18 protein-coding genes and 2 other annotated features (1 of these 20 only partly in view) are annotated in these 18195 nt (G+C 47.3%); of the genes, 6 read left to right on the top strand and 12 right to left on the bottom strand.

All coding sequences use genetic code 11. The features are described 5' to 3' along the window. Nucleotides 1-139 precede the first annotated feature (139 nt). The 4 genes from D2962_RS19405 to D2962_RS00360 form a co-directional block, all read right to left on the bottom strand. Nucleotides 140-232: an EcsC family protein gene (locus tag D2962_RS19405; RefSeq protein ID WP_222927723.1), complete on the bottom strand. Its 93-nt coding sequence runs from the start codon at nucleotides 230-232 to the stop codon at nucleotides 140-142. Further along, the gene (locus D2962_RS19400) at nucleotides 229-354 is read right to left on the bottom strand and encodes a hypothetical protein (protein ID WP_342774526.1); all 126 of its coding nucleotides are present in this window, start codon (nucleotides 352-354) and stop codon (nucleotides 229-231) included. Before D2962_RS19400 ends, D2962_RS19405 begins: the two co-directional genes overlap by 4 nt. Nucleotides 355-416: 62 nt before the next feature. Then, nucleotides 417-1901, bottom strand: coding sequence for a phytoene desaturase family protein (locus tag D2962_RS00365; RefSeq protein ID WP_162991024.1), 1485 nt, complete (start codon nucleotides 1899-1901; stop codon nucleotides 417-419). A 93-nt stretch (nucleotides 1902-1994) separates the two neighbouring features. After that, on the bottom strand, nucleotides 1995-2180 hold the full coding sequence (locus tag D2962_RS00360) for a hypothetical protein (protein WP_122013775.1): 186 nt from the start codon (nucleotides 2178-2180) through the stop codon (nucleotides 1995-1997). Nucleotides 2181-2453: 273 nt separating this feature from the next. Here D2962_RS00360 and D2962_RS00355 point away from each other — a divergent pair, with 273 nt between their 5' ends. Then, entirely contained in the window at nucleotides 2454-2774 is a 321-nt protein-coding gene (locus tag D2962_RS00355; RefSeq protein ID WP_120765203.1) for a hypothetical protein, read from the top strand. A gap of 31 nt (nucleotides 2775-2805) precedes the next feature. Here D2962_RS00355 and D2962_RS00350 read toward each other — a convergent pair whose 3' ends face one another. Next, a complete protein-coding gene (locus D2962_RS00350; protein ID WP_122013774.1) occupies nucleotides 2806-3573 on the bottom strand; it encodes a TatD family hydrolase in 768 nt (255 codons plus the stop codon). Nucleotides 3574-3827: 254 nt separating this feature from the next. Here D2962_RS00350 and D2962_RS00345 point away from each other — a divergent pair, with 254 nt between their 5' ends. Genes D2962_RS00345 through D2962_RS00335 form a run of 3 tightly spaced genes read left to right on the top strand, consistent with a single transcriptional unit; the run spans nucleotide 3828 to nucleotide 5281 of the window. Beyond that, entirely contained in the window at nucleotides 3828-4226 is a 399-nt protein-coding gene (locus D2962_RS00345) for a PadR family transcriptional regulator (protein WP_122013773.1), read from the top strand. A 42-nt stretch (nucleotides 4227-4268) separates the two neighbouring features. Continuing rightward, nucleotides 4269-4748, top strand: coding sequence for a permease (locus D2962_RS00340; RefSeq protein WP_120765200.1), 480 nt, complete (start codon nucleotides 4269-4271; stop codon nucleotides 4746-4748). Beyond that, nucleotides 4745-5281 carry a permease gene (locus tag D2962_RS00335; RefSeq protein WP_222927606.1) on the top strand — a complete coding sequence of 179 codons (537 nt, stop codon included), beginning with the start codon at nucleotides 4745-4747 and terminating at the stop codon, nucleotides 5279-5281. Before D2962_RS00340 ends, D2962_RS00335 begins: the two co-directional genes overlap by 4 nt. A 163-nt stretch (nucleotides 5282-5444) precedes the next feature. Here D2962_RS00335 and metG read toward each other — a convergent pair whose 3' ends face one another. Continuing rightward, nucleotides 5445-7478: a methionine--tRNA ligase gene (metG, locus tag D2962_RS00330; protein ID WP_342774525.1), complete on the bottom strand. Its 2034-nt coding sequence runs from the start codon at nucleotides 7476-7478 to the stop codon at nucleotides 5445-5447. Between the two features lie 127 nt (nucleotides 7479-7605). Then, nucleotides 7606-7849, bottom strand: a binding site (T-box leader). A 269-nt stretch (nucleotides 7850-8118) separates the two neighbouring features. Here metG and D2962_RS00325 point away from each other — a divergent pair. Further along, nucleotides 8119-8625, top strand: coding sequence for a hypothetical protein (locus tag D2962_RS00325; RefSeq protein WP_122013771.1), 507 nt, complete (start codon nucleotides 8119-8121; stop codon nucleotides 8623-8625). Nucleotides 8626-8713: 88 nt separating this feature from the next. Here the strand turns inward: D2962_RS00325 and D2962_RS17365 are convergent, their stop codons facing one another. From D2962_RS17365 to D2962_RS00305, 5 genes are all read right to left on the bottom strand, one after another. Then, a complete protein-coding gene (locus tag D2962_RS17365) occupies nucleotides 8714-8881 on the bottom strand; it encodes an amidohydrolase (RefSeq protein WP_162991023.1) in 168 nt (55 codons plus the stop codon). A gap of 41 nt (nucleotides 8882-8922) precedes the next feature. After that, nucleotides 8923-9501, bottom strand: coding sequence for a GNAT family N-acetyltransferase (locus D2962_RS00320; RefSeq protein ID WP_120765196.1), 579 nt, complete (start codon nucleotides 9499-9501; stop codon nucleotides 8923-8925). Nucleotides 9502-9533: 32 nt separating this feature from the next. Beyond that, nucleotides 9534-13700, bottom strand: coding sequence for an S-layer homology domain-containing protein (locus tag D2962_RS00315; RefSeq protein ID WP_122013770.1), 4167 nt, complete (start codon nucleotides 13698-13700; stop codon nucleotides 9534-9536). Between the two features lie 100 nt (nucleotides 13701-13800). Next, complete coding sequence (locus tag D2962_RS00310) at nucleotides 13801-15627, bottom strand: ATP-binding protein (RefSeq protein ID WP_122013769.1); 1827 nt, start codon at nucleotides 15625-15627, stop codon at nucleotides 13801-13803. A 90-nt stretch (nucleotides 15628-15717) separates the two neighbouring features. After that, complete coding sequence (locus tag D2962_RS00305; protein ID WP_122013768.1) at nucleotides 15718-16668, bottom strand: DNA double-strand break repair nuclease NurA; 951 nt, start codon at nucleotides 16666-16668, stop codon at nucleotides 15718-15720. A 130-nt stretch (nucleotides 16669-16798) separates the two neighbouring features. Between D2962_RS00305 and D2962_RS00300 the strand changes: the two genes are divergently transcribed. After that, complete coding sequence (locus D2962_RS00300; RefSeq protein WP_122013767.1) at nucleotides 16799-17059, top strand: AbrB/MazE/SpoVT family DNA-binding domain-containing protein; 261 nt, start codon at nucleotides 16799-16801, stop codon at nucleotides 17057-17059. Between the two features lie 94 nt (nucleotides 17060-17153). Here the strand turns inward: D2962_RS00300 and proC are convergent, their stop codons facing one another. Further along, on the bottom strand, nucleotides 17154-17975 hold the full coding sequence (gene proC, locus D2962_RS00295; RefSeq protein WP_122015695.1) for a pyrroline-5-carboxylate reductase: 822 nt from the start codon (nucleotides 17973-17975) through the stop codon (nucleotides 17154-17156). 50 nt (nucleotides 17976-18025) lie between these two features. After that, nucleotides 18026-18195 (bottom strand) — a binding site (T-box leader); it runs 77 nt beyond the window's last position.

The raw sequence follows: 18195 nt of genomic DNA, 5'->3' as shown, positions 1-18195 counted from the left end.
ATCCATATTATTTAAGATAACACTGATATTTTAGCACAAAGACCGATAATTGACAACTTTTTACTGAAAAAGCATAATTCATTTCAGGTTGCAAATCCATACAGGCCTGCCACATCAAAGAGGAATTTAATCTTTAAACTTATAGGATGGGCAGATCCGCCAGGCCCAGCAGGAAACCGCCTCCCCCGGTGCCGGCACCGCCAACGGCGGCAGCTTTTTTATAAAAACTCAGCTTATCCCTGACCCCAACTCTTCTCTTTCCCGCAGGGAAGCACCGGTGAGAGGCTTTGCCTTGATATACGCGGAACCTGTAAGTACGGCTTTCACTATGTTTTTAATTACTTCAGTGACGATGCTATGGACCCTTTCGGGAATAAGGCTGTTTACCTTATTCTGAAATCCTTCGGTTTACTTTACTATTTTGTCACAAACAACCTTTTGTATTTCTTGCACAAATGCCTCACCAGGTTCCTCCCCGATAATGCCGCCGTGGATATGCCTATCATGGCTTCGGCCCACTGTCCTGCCATGTAAAAATTGTCAAGGCCCGGAAGACTACGCGTAAAGCCATTCATCATGGTGCCAAATCCTCTGTCCGGCGGCATCCACGCCTGAAGCCCTTTCCAGTTGCCGGTGTAATTCTCGAAAGTCACGGGTGTTGCCACATCCACCATCTCCACCTGGCCTTTAAGCCCTGGAAAACGCTTATCCATGCGGTCTATGACGGCCCGGGCTATCTCTTGTTTTTGATATTCATACCGTTCACGGTCGGCACGAAGATCTTTCCAGTATCCGTAACTTGCGCCGAACATGGCTTTAATCACGGTTTTTCCGGGAGGGGCAAGATTTTTGTCGAAATTGAAGATTTCTATATCCAGGCGCTCATATTTTTTACCCGACACTTCCAGGGGGTCTTCCAGAAAAAGAGCCAGGGCATGGGGTTCCCGGGACATATCCCGGGCTGCTCCCAGAGAGACCTGAAGGGACATATCAAGATAGTCGGGGGCTGCTTGATAGTATTTACTGATGCCATCGTCTATATATTTTCCCTCCAGCATGCCGAAAATGGTGGTATGACCGTCGGCGGCGGAAACGATCGTATCTGCCCGGTGCTCGGTACCGTCTGACAGCCTTACTCCCACAGCTTTATTATCTTCCGTCAGGATCTTTTCGACCCGGGACCTGTAGTGGATCCTGCCTCCCAGAGCAGTATAGCGCCTTTCAATGCTGCGCGCAAATTGCAGTGAGCCTCCCGAAGGCCATCCCAGCGTGCGGTTATGGCAGCCGGCCAGGAAATTCAGATGGATCAGCATGGGGATGCCGGAAAATCCGTATTGTATCACCGGAAAGGCCTTGCGAAGAAAGGGATCTTTGAACTTTTGAGCGAAATCTTCCAGGGTGATTTTTCCCCATTTTATAAAATCACCTATTCGGGGCAGCGATTTCATACCGATTTGCCACGGTTTCAGCAGCCCAAAGGCCAATAAATCAATGTTCAAGAATCGTCGGGCTGCACGGGTGTATTCTTCGATAACCTCAGCGTCTGCTATAGAAAGTTGTTTCATGTGCTGTTCCAACCGATCTATATCGGTGTAAACGGTGAAGGCTCTGCCTTCGGGGTCTTCAACCCTCACAAACTCATCATGGAACACCATACCCCGCCCTTCCAGGGCACCCAGCTCCTGCCACACCCTGTACAGCTCGGAACTCGGGCCAGAGCCTGCCAGATGGTGGATGCACCCGTCAATGGTGTAACCCCTGCGATTCCAGGATGTGCATAGCCCCCCGGGCTTATCATGGGCCTCAAAGATAACGGTATCATAGCCGTTCATCACGGCATAGCAGCCCGCCGAAAGGCCTGCGATACCGGCGCCAATAATAATGATGGATTTTCGAGACACGATTTTTCCCCCTTTTAAAATGTTGTATTCATCATAGCCAAAAACACGGCATCAGATTTACAAGTCACGGTCTTCTCTCCTTTTTCTTGTTTCTTACAATTTTACATGTCTATCAAACCACCGATTTAGCAACCATGACAGTAAAAAATAAACTACAAAAGCAACCAAAAGACCAAGCACCGTTTTTGGATCTTTCCATACTTTAGATAAATCCATATAATTTGTTAAAACGGCAAATATTACAATAAAGACTACCGAATGGATGATGATCCTCAACATTTTTATCCCTCCAAGCCAATTTTACAACCTTTAAAATGTTGATTGGGATGTAAACACTTGAATATCACAGTTTTATCATCCTTCTTATTTTTCTTTTCTGTGAAAAATAATAAAGGTTCCGATGTGGAAGTTACTTCCTTCATTAACCATCATATAATTTTCCCGTGCGACTAACAATGCCTAAATTGTTAATATTTTTTAACAAATTTGAAGCCTTACAGCACCGGAATAACCGCATTCATTATTCGGAAAAATACTTCTGGAGGTGTTTTTATGAGGATAACAGCGGTAATGCCAAGGCAGGATCAGGTAGGCGCCCTGGTAGACTCTTTGGAAAATATGGGATATAAAAGAAAGGATATGATCATCACAAATATGGCAAAATCGGAAAGCGATTTTGAAGATGATCCCGATGACATAATCGATATAAAATCCGAGCGAGAAGGTTTCGGAGAAAAAGAACCTTATACCGACACTTTTTCGGATAGAGTCAAATACGGCATCCTGGTTAGCCTGGAGGCTCCGGAAAAAAACGCCGCCCGGATCATGGAAATAATGGAACAAAGCGGGGCGGTGGAAGTAATAAAAGAATAATGGACAAGGTTTGAACTCACACCTTTGCAGCCTATATCGGCTTTGCAAACTTGAATAATCGTTGGGCGTTGGCTGTGGTGGTGTTTTCCACTTCTTCTTTTGAGATCCCCCGAAGGTTCGCCAGGGCCTGGGCTATGATTTCTACCTTTGTAGGGTCGTTTCTTTTGCCCCGATAGGGTTCCGGTGTAAGATAAGGGCAATCGGTCTCTAGCAGGATTTTATCAAGAGGCAGTTTTGACACTACTTCTTTTGGCCTTTTGGCGTTTTTAAAAGTGATAGTGCCGCCGAAGGAAAAGTAAAACCCTAATTTCATGAACTCCCCGGCCAGCTCGTAGCTTCCGGAGTAGCAGTGCATCAGGCCTTTTTTTACGCCGGACTCTTGCAGTATCTTTAGTGTATCCTGGTGGGCCTCCCTGTCGTGGACCACCACAGGAAGGTCCAGTTCCTTCGCGAGAGCCAGCTGCTCGGCGAAAACTTTCTTCTGAGTATCTTTGTCGCAAAAATCGTAGTAGTAGTCCAGGCCGATTTCACCCATGGCCACTACTTTTTCGTATTTTGCCATTTGCCTTAAGGTTTCAAGATAATCTTCAGGGGCCTTGGCTGCTTCGTGGGGATGAACACCCACACAAACATAGATAAAATCATATTTTTGTGCCATTTCCACCGAAAACTCACTGGTTTTTAAATCGGAGCCGGCATTGACTACTACCATGCCGGCTTCCTTTATCTTCTGTATCACTTCATCCCTGTCGGCATCAAAGGCCTCATCATCCAGGTGAGCATGGACATCAATGAGCATGATATCTCCTCCTTTGTATGTGGCTGAGGATGATTTTATTAACCGTTAATAGCTCATAGTAAGTTATATTCGCTATTATTTACGGATACCCTTTTTTCATTATACAACATCTACAAAACTTTCTCCGATGCAGAAAAATATTTTTTAAAAATGCATTGACAATATAAATCCTTAGTGGTAAATTATAAATAACAGATATATGTCAACGTCATATATATTCGAATAATGGTAAATAAATTCATGGAGGTAGTAAAATGTGCGGTAGAGGAAATATGCATTTTCATCACGGCCATGAATGTCAGTGCCCTGGCTTTAAGATGGACCGCTTTGTCCAACCATGTATGCTATTGCTCCTATACGAAAAACCGGCCCATGGTTATGAGCTTATGGAAAAATTGAGCGAGTTCGGATTCGGCGATGAAAGTCCCGATCCTGCCATGGTTTATAGAAATTTAAGAAGGATGGAAGAAGAAGGCTGGATTAAATCCCAATGGGAGACTGAAGGGGCAGGCCCGGCCAAAAGGCTTTATACCGTAACTCCGGAAGGGGAAGAAGCCATTCATGGATGGGCATTTCATGTAAAAAGGCAAATGAAAAGGCTGGAGATCTTTCTGGAAAGATATGAAAAAAATTTTATGGACGAGGGGGCTTGATTCCCCTTTTTTAAATATTTTTTTGTACAGAAGGTGGATAAAGTGTTTACTATAGTATTATATTTAATTTCAATTGTCTTTTTAATAATATCCTTTATAAAAGATAAGAAAAAAACCAAAATGGCTCTAATCAAATCCTGGAAGTCCTTTATGAACATCCTTCCGGCTTTTGCAGGGGTTCTGGCCTTAGTGGGTCTTGCTCTGACCATTCTAACTCCCGAAATAATATCCCGAATCATCGGCGCCAACACCGGGATAATAGGGATGATAATCACATCCATTATCGGTGCCATTACATTGATTCCCGGCTTTGTGGCCTTTCCCCTGGCCGCTTCTCTTTTGCAAAAGGGTGCCGGTATCATGCAGATAGCCGTTTTCGTTTCAACTCTCATGATGGTAGGCGTTGTAACCATGCCGCTGGAAATTAAGTATTTCGGGAAAAAGGAAGCAGTTTTGAGAAATTTATTTGCCTATATATTCTCCTTTATCGTAGCATTTATCATAGGGATGGTGGTATCGTGAAGATATTAAAACCTTACTTTTTATTTTTACTGATAATCACAGCCGATATAATCATTTTGTTGAATAATATGAAACTCGGGACTTTGATCTTCAAGAACACCTACATGAATTTTTCAGAGATGCTCGGCGTAATACCTCCCATATTTTTGCTGCTGGGTCTTTTTGATGTGTGGGTCCCCAGGGAGACTATCATCAGGTATATGGGAGAAAAATCAGGGATTACGGGGATATTTCTTAGCATATTGCTGGGCTCCGCCGCAGCAGGGCCTTTGTACGGCGCTTTTCCTGTGGCCGCCATTATGATGAAAAAAGGTGCCGGGTTTTCCAATATCCTGATATTCCTTGGAGCATGGTCTACCATGAAAATACCCCAGGTCCTTTTTGAAATGAGTTCTTTGGGAACAGCTTTCGCCATTACCCGATGGGCCGTAGACCTGGTGGGCATTATTGTTATGGCTGTGATCATCGAAAAATTGATCTCACCGGAAGAAAGATCTGAAATATATAGAAAGCATATTGAGGAAAATATATAATATGCGGACAATGGCTCCGGGAGCTCCATACATATCACCTCCCGAAACAAGTTTCATATATAGTTTGCTATTTTTATCATACAAGAGCAAGTATGCGTTCCCGGGCACGAAATAAAAAAAACCGGTGAACATTAAAATCACCGGTTTATAATCTATAAATTGATTATTTTATTTTTGCCCCGGATTCTATATCTTTGTCTACTGTAAGGAGTGCCAATTTTTCGGTATTGGAAGCCGCCAGTAGCATGCCCTGGGACTCGATGCCGCGAAGTCTGGCGGGCTTCAAGTTGGCCACCACCACTATCTTTTTACCTATGAGCTGTTCCGGTGTATAGTACTTGGCGATGCCCGCCACTATCTGCCGTTTTTCTTCACCTAACTTTATCTGAAGCTTCAGGAGTTTGTCAGCTCCCTGGACCTTTTCGGCTTCCAGCACTTCCGCTACCCGAAGCTGAACTTTTGCAAAATCATCTATGGAGATGAGGTTTGCGCCTTCTTCCTGCTGTGCTTCGCCTGCTGCTTTTTCTGCCTTATTTTTGTCTTTCCTGGTCTCCTTATCTTCGGCGGACTTTTGTATTTCGGTATTACCTGCTACAGAGGCAGCATTAGCATCACTTTCACTGTCGGGTACGGCAGGCTCTTCAATCCTGGGGAATATGATCTCCTTCCTTGATACGGTAAGGCCCGCCGGTAATTTGCCCCAGGCCTTCACGCTTTCCCAGGTGGTGAGATTTTCATCGGCAATGCCCAGTTGCTCCCTTATTTTAGCCGGGGTATTGGGCATAAAGGGAGAAATATGCACCGATATTATGCGCAGAGCTTCTGCCAGGTTATAGAGCACCGTAGAAAGGCGTTCCCTTTTTGCAGGGTCTTTGGCCAGACTCCAGGGCATGGTCTCGTCGATGTATTTGTTAGCCCTTCCTATGAATCTCCATATTTCCTGCAGAGCCCCGGAAAATTCCAGACCGTCCATGAGTTTTTCCACCTTTTCCGGGAGGGCCTCGGCCATGGACTTTAAATCATTATCGGTTTCTTCTACAGCACCCGGAGTGGGAATTTTACCGCCGCAATATTTCTCGATCATAGTGGTAGTTCTGGAAAGCAGGTTGCCAAGGTCGTTGGCTAAATCAAAATTTATTCTGTCTACCAGGGCCTTGTTGGAAAAGACTCCATCGGCCCCGAAGGGGATCTCGCGAAGCAGGAAGTATCTTACCGCATCCACTCCATACAGGTCCACCAGGACTTTGGGGTCCACCACATTGCCCTTGGATTTGGACATCTTGCCGCCTTCCAGGATGAGCCAGCCGTGGCCGAATACTTTTTTGGGCAAAGGCACCCCCAGCGCCATTAGCATAATGGGCCATATGATGGTGTGGAATCTCACTATCTCTTTTCCCACCAGGTGCACATCCGCCGGCCAGAATTTTTTGTAGAGCTCATCATTGTCCAGGGAATATCCCAGGGCGGTAATGTAGTTGGAAAGAGCGTCTATCCAGACATAGACCACATGCTTTTCATCGAAAGGTACCGGAATTCCCCAGTCAAAACTGGTCCTGGAAACGCACAGGTCCTCCAGGCCGGGCTTCAGGAAGTTGTTTATCATCTCATTTCGCCGGGAGGGAGGCTGAATGAAATCCGGGTGGGTTTCGATGTATTCTATCATTTTATCCTGATACTTTGAAAGCTTGAAGAAATATGCTTCCTCCCGGATGAGCTCCACCGGCCGCCCGCAGTCGGGGCATTTGCCATCTGTCAGCTGGTGCTCGGTGAAAAAGGCTTCGCATGGGGTGCAGTACCAGCCCTCATACTCGCCTTTGTATATATCACCCTGATCGTAGAGCTTCTGGAATATGTTCTGCACCGCCTTCACATGGTAGTCGTCGGTGGTGCGGATGAAGTGGTCATAGGATACATCCAGGGTCCTCCAGAGTTCCTTTATCCATGCCACTATCTCATCCACATATTCCTTGGGGGTCTTATCGTGTTCTTCGGCCTTGCGCTGGATCTTCTGACCGTGCTCATCGGTGCCCGTCAGGAAAAACACATCGTAGCCCGTGAGCCTCTTGAACCGGGCCATGGCGTCGGCCGCCACCGTGGTGTAGGAATGGCCTATGTGCAGTTTATCGCTGGGATAGTAAATGGGTGTGGTAATGTAAAAGGTCTTTTTGTCCATATCAAGTTTCCTCCTTTTGTCTATTTTCTTTGGGCTGCAGATTTCAAGGACGGTTTAAAACCTAAGAAGATACAGAATTACCCATGCAACCCTTTTGACTCGGTAGTCGGATATCGCTTACTTCTAAAAAAACCAAAAACCCCCGCCCCGATAAAGGGGCGAGGGACTCTCGCGGTACCACCCAATTTCGCCTAAAAAGGCCTCTGCCAGGTGCGGGAGGCATCTTATGTCTCCGATACCCGAAGGCTTTTAACGGGCCTTAATCGTCGCCGCCTACTTTCCTTCAGCGGCTCGACTCCGGGGCCATGTTCGGCTGAGTCTTCGGCGCCGGCTTTCACCCCGCCCGGCTCTCTTTTGCCTATCCCTCCGCCTACTCTTCCCTTCACAGTCTTTTTCTAAATGATTTAGCTTTTTTATATCATATAAAAAGCTAAAAGTCAAGGGCATCAAAATATATTGACAGGGCGCTAATCAGCTTCTGTTTCAAAATTTTATAGAAATAAAATTATATCATCATCCATATAATTGTAAATATAAAAATGTATTTCCTAGTCATCGGACCGAAATAATCTGTTAAGAATTGAAAAAGTGTTTTATGTAAAGCAAATAAATGTTATAATTGAAATACCGTCGCAGGCAATAAAAGAGCGAGAAGGAGAGGTTTATGGGAACTATAAGAGGAAGGATCGGCGGTGTCATCGGAGGGTATAATGTAGATGCGAATGTAGCCAATGGAAGCATCACAGGGCGCATAGGCGGAGCTATTTTCGGCAGTGACATAAATCTGGAATACTCATTAAATCAGGGATTTATAAAAGGCCGCATCGGAGGAGGTATCATCGGTCGTGATGTGGAAGGCCGTCTGGGGACTGATTTTCTTTCGGTAAGGATCGGAGGTGTGGTGGACGGAAACGATATCCATTTGGAATCCCAGGATAGAATTGTCCGGGGACGATGTGGCGGCAGCGCCATTGGATTTGACGTGAATGTAATATTTTCCGCGGGTAAAGCCTCCGGCCGGCTGGGGGGCGATGTCATAGGAATGGATGTAGCTGCCGAGATAAACGGCGTGGAGCCCATCCTGGCGGCAGCCATATTTGTAATCGCTTATTATATGTATAAAGTAAACCACAGGAACCGAGGCTCCGGCGGGGGCGGCGGGGGGAATTAAATTTGTTTTAGCGACGGCCTAAAGTTAAAGCCCCGGGCCTTGCCCCCAGACAAAAATGTCGCCGCTACCTTCGCCATCATGGCGGCACCTACGGCAGAGCATCTTCGTCTATGTCAAAGAGTCTGCTGTGGCGGGGGTGTACTATGCCTTTTTGCTCGTTTCTGACTCCCAGGCGGAAAAAGGCCCCGGGAGCTTTTTGTAAGAAGCAGATGGTGTCATCATTTATGAGAGAAGAACACATCGCTGTGGAGGCCAAATACAGCATCTACATGGGTATATCGGACAAAATTTTCAACTTTACTTGTGCGCCATATTTTTCTTTTCTACCAATTCTTTAATATAAATTGATTCATATTCTTCGGCGAGTATATCCATATAGATCTCATCATATCTTTCACCTGCTATCTTTTTGGCTCCTCTTATTCTCCCCGCTTCCTTAAAACCCGCTTTTTTATAACAATTGATTGCGGGTTTATTATAAGAATATACTTTTAAAAAAATATTATGTAGATTTAAAATATTAAATCCAAAGTCCAGCAACAGTCTTATAGCCTCGACACCATATCCTTTTCCCCAGTAATCCTTATTACCGATAAAAATGCCCATTTCTCCTACGCCATTTAAGTGGTCAATCATGGGAAAACCCACATTTCCTATAACTTCATCCTTTTCCAGATCTATAATTGCGAAATTATATTCTTGCCTGGCCAACCTTTCTAAAATCTGTTTTTCCGCCATAGGAGTGAGCAAACTTGTTGAAAACAACATCCCTACCGCTACTTCCATGTCATTTACCCATTTTGTATAAACCTCATAATTTTCCGGGTTAATGGGTGATAGGTAACACTTTTTACCTACCATCTTTTTATAATACATTTTGACCCCTCCATAATTAATTTAACTTTGTCCTATTTTCTCCAATACCGGGAGACCATGACTGCCGCCTCGGCACGGCTAAGGGCGGCCTGGGGTGCCATAATAATGGGAGTTTGCCCGCTGACTGTGCCCATCTTTACGGCCAGGGCTAAATCATTTTTCGCCCAATTGTTAATATTTTCCTTATCGGTAAAGTCTGAAAGGATTGTTTCCATTTCATCTGCGTTTAATTCTTCCGCTTTGTCGCCGGCTCTGAGGGCACGGACCATCATCACGGCCGCCTGTTCCCGGGTAACGGGGGCGTCGGGCCTGAAACTCCCGTCTTCAAAGCCGGTGATGATCCCCGCTTTTATTGCGGCCTGCAGTTCGCCGTAATGCCAATCGCCGGATTTGACATCACTGAAGGACAGGGCTTCTCCTCCGGCAGGTATGCCCATAGCCCGTACCAGCATGGTGGCAAACTGGGCTCTGGTTACCCTGCCCTCCGGCTGAAAGTCTCCTCCGGGGAGTCCCCTGACCACGTGCTTTGCAGCCATTAATTCAATATCATCCTTCGCCCAGTGACCTTTTAAGTCTCTAAAGGTGATGCTGACTTCCCCCAGGATATAACGGCTGAAACCATACATCTGCACCGTGAGACTATTGTCAATTACTTTCCCGCCTGCGAAGGTAAGGGTACCGTCGTGTTCCAGTCTGAATAGCCCCATTTTCTCAGAATATGTAACGCCCTTGAGGTCTGCGCTGCTCAATTCAATGGTTAAAGTTACGGGCTTGATAAAGGAGGTTATGGGTGTGTGCTGTCCGGCAGCTATTGTTTCAGCCGTGAATTCCAGAGCTTTTCCTGTAGCTTTGAAACCTTCGGGTTTAATGGCGGTCTCGAGCATATTTTCCATATCAGTTCCGGAAATCTCCCTTACGGTTACCCGGACAGAGGCCCCGGCGGGCGCCGAAATAAAACCTGATGGGAATTTCAGTTTAACTTTTTTATCGTCACTTAGAAGCGTGGAAAAATTTGAGGGGTTAATGGTGCCGTGTATTATAACCGGGAGGGTTTTTGGTATTGCTGTATGGCGGCCATTACTGCCGGCTGCATCTGTACTTTTTCCATTGCCGGTATCGCCGTTTTCAACCCCGCCGGCGTCACCACTCCCATCTCCGTCGGAGTCATTGTTTGCATTCCCGCCGCCTCCTTCCGGCGGATTCGCACGGTTGACAGTTATGGTATAGGTCTTCGTCGTAACCCCATCCTGGGCGGTAACCAGGACAGTGATGGTGTTGCTGCCCACATTCAAATCTATTGGCTGTGAGGCCTGTCCGCCGGCCACCGGGATACCGTTGATTGCAACCCTCGCATTAATGTCTTCCGGTATTGGCGTAACGGTTAAACTGCTCACACTGTTGTCTACACTGGCGGTATATTCGGTAATCCTCGGATCAAACTCCGGCTTAAAACTTCCTCTGCTGAGGGAAAAGCCCTTCAGATTGGCATTGGTAGACGTAAATACCACCCGAGCGGTACCCACTGCTGATTCATGGTCTGTGATATCTACAGCCGTGAACGTGACGGTATCTGCCCTGCTGCTCGATACTATAAATTCCACCTTTCCATCGGTATCAGAAATACCCAGGAGGGGCATTATTTGTGAGGCACCACCGCCCTGTTCCAGGACCACAGCATGCCCCTTCAGGGGGTTGTCACAGGCATCCTTTAGTACCACAGTAACGGTAGAAGACGTCCTGCCATCCGCAGGTACACTGTCCGGATGGGCATTCACTGCAGACCTCTGCGCATCCAGAGCGCCTGCGCTGACGGTGATGCCGTGGGTTGTCGCCGAAAGGACTTCTGTTTCAGTATCTGTAGCTGTAATTGTATGTGTACCCGCAGTTTTCAGGGTCAATTTGAAATCTTTTACGCCTCCGTCGGAACCGGTGAAAGTATAGACATCCGGAAGTATGGCTTTACTGTCAGTACTGGTTAAATGTACGGTTCCCCTATATCCTGCCGCTATATTACCGTATGTATCCTTTGTTATGAGCTGGATGGCGAACTCACTGCCCGCCGTAACCGTTTGCGGCGCTGTTATGGCAAACAAAGAGGCGTGGCCGGGTTCCACCATTATGGATGCGCCGCCGGTATGGCCGCTTTCATCGGTTACTGTGATGGCCGGCATTTCACCGGCGTTGGTCAGCATGAATCCATCCACAGCGGCCATACCGTTCGTAAACATCACGCTGCCATCGGCCGGTTTTACCGGCAAAGTACCGTTGGGGGAACCGGATGCCGTCCAATTCCAGCTTATGCTGTGGATGCCGGTATATCCTGTGGCCAGATTTCCGTAAGCGTCTTTGGCCTTCAATATCACGCTAAAAGGCTTACCTGCTTTCTCCCTGCCAACATTTTGGGTGGTCACCTCAAAGCACGAGATATCGGCGGGCTCCACCGTGATCCATGCACTGCCCCTGGCACCGCCGTCGGCAGCCACCAGGGCTGCTGTCTCCGCCCTGAACAGGGTGGTGGAAATATTTTGAGCATATCCTTTTTCAAAGCTTACCGTATTCGTGTAACAGGGCGTATAACCTCCGGGGCTGATTCCCGGCCCGCTGAAAGCAAGAGTTTTCGTGCCGTTATAATAAACAGCGCGGCCTTGTTCCTGGGCATTAATGGTTATATTGAACGGTATGCCCGCTCTCACCGGCGATGGAACAATAATCTCAAATCGAACCACTTTATTAATCACGGCCTCATCTGTGAAAGATTGCAGCGGGCGGCCGGCTAAATCCCGTATATCGCCTGCCCTGTAGGTCACAGTTACCGTGTCGCCCGGGGAAATGGGCGTGCCTTCGAGAGTAAGGTCTATCCTGGCGTCATCCCCTGGGTGAAGAGCCGCCGCACTGAAATGTCGGGGTTCTCCGTTGACCGTAGCGCTGAACTGCCCGTGTTTACCCGATGGTTCCGCCATTATGCCGCTGAAAGTAAGTATGATTGCGGTGCCGTTTTCATTTGTAGTGGCGCTGATAAATGCTGGAAGATCTATAATGGCAAGTTTGTAGGAATTATTACCGGAGTCATAGGCAACATAGACTTTGTTGGAAGATGGATTAAAGGCTATGTACCGCTGAGTGTCCAGATTGCTTGAAATGGGGATTACTGTAATACTCCCGGTAGTTCCGCTGATTATGGTCACATTTTTGTCGTAATTTGCAACATATATCTCATTGGTATCTTCATTCACCATTATGCTTCGGGGGCTTAAAATCTCTTGCGGATTTATGCGCGTCGTGCTGTCCTTTTCCCCGTTGATACATGTGACATAAGAGGATGTGTAACTCCTATTATGGCCGGCGTTGGCAACATATATCCTGTTGGTTTCCCTGTTTACAGCCAGGGAGCAGGGATTTATTCCGGCATTGATAGTATTGATCACTTTATTTTGCACCCCATCGATTACAGTGACGGTACCGTAGCCCCCTGGGATACCATAGTTGGCTACATAAATTTTATTGGTTTTCTCATTGATGGCTATGTCCAGGGGATTTTTCCCTACAGAGATGGTTGTGATGACATTATTGTACACCGCGTCAATTACCGAAACGCTGTCGCTGCCTGAATTGGCGACATAAATCCTGCTGGCAGCCTGGTTTACGGCTATGGCACAGGGAGTTTTTCCGACTGCAATACTGGAATAAACGGACGCTGCAACGTTTTCCGCGGCGCCATCGATTATGGCCAGACTACCGTTATTATTTTCGTCCTGATAGGCTACGTAAACCCTGTTGATGGCCTCGTTTACAGCCATAGCCGTGGGTTCGCTGCCCGCAGTCCCTATGTTGGTGATCATATTAAAACTACCGTCGTCGCCGTCAATCACCGCCACGGATACGCCATTTTCGCCTGAAGCTGCATATATCTTGTTTGTCCTGCGGTTGATGGCGAGATTCCTGTATCCTGCCGTCACCGGAGCCACAGATGCGGTAGAATTGTCCGTTCCGTTGACAATTGTTACATCCCTGCCGGTGGCCACATAGATTTTGTTGGTATCGGGGTTAACCGCTATGTCCCGTGGGCTCGAGGAAAGGGAAACGTAAGACGGCGCTGCATACGCAATTCCGGCAAGCGCGATAAACCATGCCGACAGGAGCACGGTAAAAAAGAAATAAGTAAAATTGAATCTTTTTACAGCACAACGCTTCCTCTCCATCTCCCGTCTCCTTTTTAGATGTCTTTTTTAGCAATTTTCAATCGTATATATTTTAATATATCATACAAAAGAATAAATTTAAAAGTGTTATTTTAATCAACTACATATATATGTCTCCCAGGGGGCTTGGCTGCTTTTTAAGCCTGCCCTTTTCCACCAGGGCGTCCAGGGTCTCTTTTAATGTCCTAACCTCATACTTTTCTTCGGAGTCCCGGTTTATATCCTCCACCGCCCGGGCGAAATTGGCCGCGTATATAGGCAGGTGCTGGCTTATGAGGGAAAGCAGTTTTTCCTCGGAGCTTGCCCGGTGATTTTTTATCTCATCGATGGGATTCTGGGTATGGGGACTCCTGGTGTAGGGGAATCTCACCCGTATCGCCACGGTCCTGCCGAATAGGGGCGAAGACACGAAGGCGTCCCCCGAAGGCAGGTAAGGCAGGCGCCGGGCTTCTTCGGCCTTTATGTCCGTCTCCTCGGTGATGGTGGCTATGTCCGAACCCCTGACGGTCCTGAAGATTATCTTGGTGTTTAGCTGGGCGGTGACGGTCTCATCCAGCAATGTGGGTCTCTGGGTGGCCAGCACTAAAAAAACTCCGTATTTCCGCCCTTCCTGGGCTATCTCGGTGATGATGCCCTTGGTGGCGGTTTCCCGGCCCTTGGGGGCGAAGTTGTGGGCCTCATCGGTGGCTATCACGAAGGGCGGGAAGTAATCCCCCTGAATCTGGCCTTTAAGCTCGCTATCCTTGTAGTCCCTTCTCTGGCGGTAAATGTTGGAAAGCATATATGTGGAAAACACCTGCAAGAGCCATATGGGGCCCTGGATGACCGCCAGTTTGCCCTGCATCATGGCCTCCTTGACGGGCTTTATGTCATGGCTGAAAAGCCCTGAACTGTATAACCTGCGCAGTCTCCAGGCAATACCCTGCACCGAGGGCAGGGGTATATTTTGATAGTCCTCCAGGAGCTCTCTCATCCTTCTGAACCTCTCCCTTTCCGAAGGTTCCATGTCTTGCCGCAGGGCATTGTCTATTTTGGACCTGCCCATCTCCAGGGCCTGGGCCAGATCATCCAGCCTTGAAGAAAAGCTCAGATATGTATCCCCCCGGCGGTGAAGCACTTCCACGGCACTGCTCATGGCTTCCGAAAGGGGGCTGACCGCCGAGAGAAGCGCCAGGAGGTCCCTTTTAGAAAGATTTAAAAATTCCACACCTATGTGTTCACCGATCTGAAATTTGCTGAAGGCCTTTTTAAAATTTCCTGCTTTGGGTATATCTTCCTGACTTTCCGAAAAATCCATTTCATAATGGGGGTCCAGGATTACCGTGGGTATATTGTGTTTTGCGAGCTCTTCCAGGATAACTCTCATGCCGAAGGACTTCCCGGAACCGGACCCGCCAAAGATGCCTATATGGGGGTACTGCTGGAAGGAACGCAAGTCCAGGATAAAGGGCACATTTTTGGTTTTATCCAGCTTCCCTGCAGAATATATATAAAAAAGACCTTTTAAATCTTCATCCATGCTTCGAGCCGTTTCCTCGGTATTTTTGATTTCCCCCAGCAAAAGCCCCTCTTCCCGGGAACCCTTTATCAAAAATCCTTTGACTTCCGCAAAGCCGGGAAGGTGCACATAAGACCCCGTCGTCACCGGGTAACTTGCCTCACTCATAAGCTTGACTTTAGCAATGTTTATCTCATCCTCATCTATGGAGTAGCCTAAAGATTTCAGGGACTCCAGGACATGCGCATCGCTAAATGCATGTTCTATAGAAAGCGGTATGAAACGGTTGTAAGAATTGGCCTCCACCACCTCGCCTATCAGGGGTCCCTGGTGTGGGTCATCTATGACCAGGAGCTCATTTATGCGGAACTTTCTGTCCCTGGAGGCCACAAATACCTCCTGGGGGGTGGTGATTCCTGCTACCTGCATAGTATCACTCCTATCTGACTATCATTTTCTTTGGTCAACTCCGGGGTCAGACACAAAAGTTTATAAAGCGACCAATCCATCCCATGCTTTCTATCTCTTACTCCTCTTGGGGCAGATAAGCTCGGCATAGTCTTCCCCTAGGTATGTATTCATAAGTGCTTCTATCATCATATTGGTTATCCTGACCTTTTTATCTATGATATCCAGCCACAAGGGGATGCCCCTGCCGCTGTCCGGCGTCAGGGTAAATATTAAATCTTCAACCTGTCCCAAAAAATCATATTGCTCTTCGGGCATATCTAAGCCTATGGGCTTGGGGTCTGTGGAAAACCGGGCAAAACACGTGCGAAACCCTTCCTTGAAAAGGCCCGGTGCCATTTCCAGCACTTCCCCCACCTCCAGGAGCCCAAAAAGGATCTCCCAGTCCATGGCCTGGGGGGGTATCTCGGGCACATCTTTCAGTGCAGACCTGATTATACTTGTGGCTATTCCTTCTACCACCCCCACCAGAAGGGTGCCGTGCTCTACGGCTTTATTTTTTAATTTTTCCCAGAGGTGAGATGCTTCGATCTTGAATCTCACCAGGGAGCCGTCCATCAGGAGCACAGCGGGCTTAAATTCCTCCAGTGCCAGGAGGGCTGCATTTACCTCCAGAGTAGCTAGTTTTTCTTTGATATACTCTCTATACTCATCTTCACTCAAAGCCTCTTCCATGAGAAGCGGGGAAAAAGCGTCCGAAAGAAGTATATCCCGCATTTCCCGGTGGCAGTGCTTTGCCAGGGCCTGCTGCAGCGTAACCACATAGGGGAATATCCCCCCGCCGCTGTTTGTCGAACCATCTACTCCTGCAACCCCACCGTTTTCGACAATTTTCACGAGGGCGTCTGCATTCATTTTTTTACACTTATAAAACCTGCCAGTCTTTTTTTCGGTCATGATCCTTTTTAGAAAATCCCTGTTGGCTTTTTGTCCAAGTCTTATTTTTAAAGCATTTGCTGCCTCTTCAAACCTTTTTTTAAGGTTATCATCCAGTTCCAGCAAGAGCATCCTCCTCCGGAATAAATTTGATAAAAAGGAAAAAATTTTAAATTACTATTGACTTTTATTGGAATTTTTGGTATTCTTTCCTTAAGGGGTAAATGTCGAAAGATGAAAATAGGGGGCGAATTAAATGAAATCCACAGGAATTGTCCGTAAAGTTGACGAACTCGGCCGCGTGGTCATTCCCATAGAGCTCAGGCGCACCCTGGACATCGCCGAAAGGGACGCTCTGGAGATCTATGTGGATGCCGACAGAATCGTACTCAAGAAATACATGCCGGCCTGTATTTTTTGCGGCAGCGCCGAAGATGTTGTAAACTTCAAGGGCAAAAACATATGCTCCAGCTGCCTTGAAGAAATCGAAAAACTTTCGGTTGAGACCGGCGAATAGCCAAAAACCTATATCAAAACCGCAAAAAAGAAGAGACAGTGGTCTCTTCTTTTATTATAGCTCCTTTTTATTTCCAGCTCAACCGAAATTTTCTTTACCTGCTGTTTTCCATCATCATCTGCCTGGACCTTTCGGCGGCATTCCTGACAGCCTCCATTATAGACGCGGTAAAACCCATCTGCTGAAGTGTGTTAATTCCCGCCATGGTGGTGCCGCCGGGGGAAGTCACCTTTCTCCTCAGGTGCACCGGAGCTTCTCCGCTCTCCAGGGCCATCTTGGCAGCTCCAAACACCGTTTGTATGGCCAGTTGCTCTGAAATCTCCCTAACAAGCCCTGCTTTTATGCCGGCTTCGGTTAAGGCCTCCAGCATAAGATAAACGTATGCGGGACCGCTGCCGGAAAGTCCCGTAACCGCATCCAGGGCCTGTTCTTCAACTATAACCACCTTGCCGACCGAAGAGAAGATTTCTTCTGCCACTTTTATTGCTTCATCACCGGTATAGCGCCCTCGGGCGATGGCGGTGGCCGATTCTTTCACCTGGCAGGATGTGTTGGGCATGGCCCTGACTACCTGGACCCCTTTCCCCAGCCGGTTTTCAATAAAACCGGTGTCAATTCCTGCAGCCACCGATATTATAATATGATTCCGGGTTACATATTCCCGAATATGAGAAAGCAGTTCTCCCATATCTTTGGGTTTTACCGCTATGATTATGGTGCGGCACCCGTTTAATAGTTCTTTATAATCCCTGGTGGTATTCACGCTGTAATTTTCTCTGAAAAAATTCAGCCTCTCATCGTTTTTTCTATTGATGACAAAAACATCCCCGGATGAGAACAGCTTGCAGCTCAACATTCCTTTTAACAATGCCTCCGCCATGGATCCTGCTCCTATGATTCCAAGTCTGCCTTCCATGATGGATTCCCTCCTGAAAGATTTTAGATAAATAAAAAACCTTTCGTCCATTAAAGGACGAAAGGTTGATTTCCGCGGTACCACCTTTTTTGGGTCTTTTGACCCCTCTTTGAAGTACGCTCCGGTTTTACGGAGTTATACCCTCCCCATTTTAACGGCGGGGATCTCCGTTTAGGCTCATCGCCAAAAGCTCCGGGGCGGGTTCGGAAGACCGTGAGCG

The organism is Biomaibacter acetigenes, assembly GCF_003691585.1.
Classification (GTDB): Bacteria; Bacillota; Thermosediminibacteria; order Thermosediminibacterales; family Tepidanaerobacteraceae; genus Biomaibacter; species Biomaibacter acetigenes.
The sequence above is the reverse complement of the archived record's forward strand: the minus strand, read 5'-3'. Positions and strand labels throughout refer to the sequence as shown.